At 52.2% G+C, this 4,153-nt stretch carries 1 protein-coding gene; it reads right to left on the bottom strand.

Annotation, left to right across the window (positions count from 1 at the left end; all coding sequences use genetic code 11):
• Window positions 1-4,097 (bottom strand): COG1470 family protein (locus QVO51_RS06415; protein WP_288167936.1); only part of this gene is annotated, 4,097 nt, incomplete at its 3' end.
• Between the last annotated feature and the right edge of the window lie 56 nt (window positions 4,098-4,153).

Below are 4,153 nucleotides of genomic sequence, written 5' to 3'. Positions count from 1 at the left end.
GTTGTAGTGGTAGTAACAGTGGTTATAATGGGATCGGGATTCTCCCCAGGATCCTCATCGTCCTTTCCGTCAGAGGGCGTTACGTCATATTCCGGCAAATCGCTGTCATCCGGATCCGTCAGCTCCTGGTTCTGATAGATTGCAACCGGAATGCAGTTATTGGCCTGATTCAGCTCAGAACCCCGTGTATCCGCCTGTATAAACAGATACTTGACTCCGTTCTCATCAATCTCCACATCACTCAGATTGATTTCCTCCAGAAGCAGGTAATCCTCCTGGCTGGTGATCACTCCGGCGTTTTTCATATCGATTTGCAAACCGTCCATAGAATCCTCACAGATCTTAATGGTGGTTTCGGCAGGTGTTCCTGTCAGATTGGATGCCGTAATGGCAAGGATCACGCTATCCTCCAGATAGTATGTATCCACATCCAGGGAGATATCCGGCATACCGATGGTCACAACGGCATTTGCCGTACAGGTACCATTGAAAACGGTCAGCGTATACTCCCCCACTTCGTGAATGTCCGTGGTATCCATGGGGCAAACAAGGGATACGGATTCACCGGGCGCAATGCTGACTGCCTTCTCTGCACTGAACAGAGTTTTGTCTGCATTGGAAAGCTCCGCCTGAATGTCATGAACGGTCTTGGAGGTATTGTTGGTCAGCTTGAAAAGCACGGACTGCTCCCCAGTGATGGGGTCGTATTCTACAGTGGCATATTCAATATCCAGGCTCTCCGCATGAGCAGCCTCCAGATATACAAGGGATGTTGTGTTATCCGCATCCCTGCCATTGAGAACAATGGAATATCTGCCCTGATCCCAGGAAGCACTGTAGTTGAATACGCTGAAGCCCTCCGGAACTGTCAGTTCCATTGCCTCGCTCCATGCACCGTTTTCGTTGACAGAAATAAAGAACTGCGCTCCATCGGAGAAAATCAGACTCTTGCCATCGTCCGCCATCACAAAGGTGCCGGACAGTGCACTCAGCTGACCATCCACAGCAGTCAGGGCTGCGCTGTCAGGCGTGCAGATGTAAAGCTTGCCGTTCTTTACGCAGTACAGCTTACCGTCCCGGAAGGAAATACCCGTCAGTGTATCTGCTCCGGAAGCAATCACCCGATCCTTGCCGTTGCATACCATATGCAATGCAGAGCCGGATGCGCCGTTGAGCGTGTAGGCAGCGTACAGGGTTCCGTTGTGATATGCAGCAGCCAGCTCGGAAACGTAGGAATCCGCATTCGTCAGCTGGTAGGGCTTGCCCCACTTGCCGTCTGTAAAATCAGACGCCAGAATCATGCCGCTAGACTGAAAGATATCTTCCAGATTCCCACTGCTCTTGACCCATACAGCCGTCATCTTGTCCCCGTCAAAGGCAAGGGTGGGAAGCATATCCGGTGTAGAATCCTTCAGCACGCAGGCTGTGTCTGCAAAAGCCGTGCCGTTCCACTTGGCCGTGAAGATATCTGTAGAAGCCAGTGCCTGTGCAGCCATCTGGGAAAGGTCACCGCCCTGGATCACTGCATTCTGCTTCTGCCAGATCAGATAGATATCATCGCCGTTTTCGACCAGTCTTGCGGTCAGATCCGCACTTTCGGACTGGTTGACGCACTGGGGCTCAGACCAGACGCCGTTGTCATAATAGGAGAACATCAGCTTTGTGCTGTTGAGCAACTCCGCATCCGGGTCCGTGGTCTGCCATACCAGCACCTTGCTGCCCCCTGCTTCTGCAATCAGAGGGATCGTACTGGGGAGTACGCCGCTTTGCAGCACATTGACCCCATCTCCTGTTGTACCGTTCCATGCAGAGGTCTGGCTCAGATAGTCCGTATCCATCAGCTCCGGATGCGTATCCGCATCTCCTGTACCGCCTGCGGCAACGCCCTTGGCGGCACTCCGGTTCTGCTTCGGCCACAAGGTCCATGTTTTGCTTGCAAAGTCATAGGAAAAGTCAATGACAAAGAGAAGGTAAGCCTCTACGAAGGCTTTCAAGGTCACAGTACCGGTGCGCTCGGGCGCAACGCTGACTTCAAAATCCACGCCGCCGCCTGCGCCCACGGACACAAGACCGCTTACGCCAAAGCCGCCGCTGATGCTGCCGCTGACGGTGATAGACGCCTCGCCCTGGAAGGATGCACCGCCGCCGTTTGCATACAGAGTCATGCCAGTCAGCGTGTTCATCTCGGCTCCCACCTTGACATTCAGATACAGAGGAACCACAGCCAACAGGAACTGCTGCGTATAGGACAGCTCGCCTCCAACGGTAATGGCAATGCCGCCGCCCTGGGAAACAATATTGTGATTTGCATCGTAAACCATTTCATAGTAGCCCAGTCCTTCCACCGTCGTGTCCGGAACGATTCCCAAAGAACCATGGGCGGCAAGCTTCCCGGAGGAGTTAATCTTGTTGCAGAGGCCATTGATCAGTCTGTCCGCCTTATTTACATCATCCATATAATTGGTAAAGGACTGCTTGAAATAATCGTAGATCCCCTTGGATTCATCCGCCGTTTTCGCATCCACGCCAATCAGGAATCTGACTGTGCAGGTGCCCTCGTCCTCGTTCTGCTCACTGGTTACCTGGACAGGCAGCATGGGCAGGGATACTTCAAAGTTATCTCCCACCAGGGATGCCACATCTTCACTGCCGGTAGCGCCCTTCTGATCCGGTGTGATCTGGAACTGATCGCTGAATGCGTCCGGATCCACATCCGGTGTATCCGCATGGGGATTGACCTTGAGGCAGATTCTTCTGCGCTCGGATACCGTACCATCCGCACTTCTGAGAATCAGATACACATCCTTGCCCGGCGCAAGCATTTTGCCCGGCGCAAAAGAGAAAATGCCGGTTGTGCTGGTGAGCTTTTTGCCCTCTGCACCATACTGCACCAGCTCATATTTGCCGGGGGTATGCCCGTTCCATTCCGCTGTCACCTGAATCCGGCACATATCCGACTTGTTCTCCGTAAAGAATACCGAATTGGTGAAAAGATCCTTCTCCTTGTTGGTTTCAGTTGCGAGGATGGGGTATGGCTTTCCGTTGGAGGTATCGTTTTTCAGATAGAACACATGGACGGAGCGTTTTTGGGGAGTGTATACAGCTCCGCTTGTCAGATAGCCCTCCGCAGACACGATCACTGTCTGCTGGGAAGTTGCCCCGCCAAGATTCACCATACCATCCTTGTCGGTTTTGAAGGTTTTGTTGCCGATCTTTACAACAGCGCCGGCAATGGGCTTTTTCGTATCAGCTGCATTGACCAGTATATGGTGCTGGTTGATGCTCATACGATATTCCCGCAGCTGCTGCGCAGCGTCCCCGTTAAAGTCGCTGACCTTCAGCGCATACAAAAACAGATCGTCCATGATCTTTTTTGCATAATTATCCTGGTGATAATAGGAATGCTCAATGGTCAGACCGGACGCAATGACCCGGCCTTTGCCCAGAGGGTATTCCACCAGGGTGGGATTATCCGATTCACTGGAGCGAACCAGGATATTTGCACCTGCCGGCAAAGTGGATTCGATAAATTCAGAATGACTGCAATATGTAGAGAACCACATCTGATCCTCTTTCCCCTCCACCACTGCGCCATCTCCGTCAGAAAGAGCCGCAGTCAGAATGGGGTGCTTAGGATCCGCTACATAATTATACTCTGTATAGTCCAGGATCTTTTCAACATTGCCGGGAAGCGCACCGGTCAGATTGCCGTCAGCCCAGCCCCCGTCCGCTGCGCCAAACACAATCACGCCGCCGAGAGAAGCATACAGCTCCATGTAATCCTTGAACTCCAGATAGTTGTTGTAGGTGGAAAACGCCTGATCGTCCGCAAAGATGACCACAGAGTAATCCTCCAGTTCAACATCCAGAAATTCCGTTGTGGTGACCTTCTGATAGTCCACGCCGATATCTCCAAGCACTTTGGTATTCGCATTGGAGTCCCAGGGGAGATTGTCCTGGATCAGCAGAACCTTTTTCTGGGCGGCTGCCTTCTGTGCGGCGCTGACGCAGACCTGGGTAAGGAGCTGCATTTGCGTCGTGATGGAAAGCACGGCGGCGCACGCAACAGAGGTGATCTGTTTTAGAATTTTCTTCATTTTTACATTCCTTCCGTTTGGATCATATAGATATGCATATACATCACTATTGTATC

The organism is Ruminococcus sp. CAG:379, from assembly GCF_000434255.1.
GTDB classification, from domain to species: Bacteria; Bacillota; Clostridia; order Oscillospirales; family Ruminococcaceae; genus Ruminococcus_F; species Ruminococcus_F champanellensis.
The sequence above is the reverse complement of the archived record's forward strand: the minus strand, read 5'-3'. Positions and strand labels throughout refer to the sequence as shown.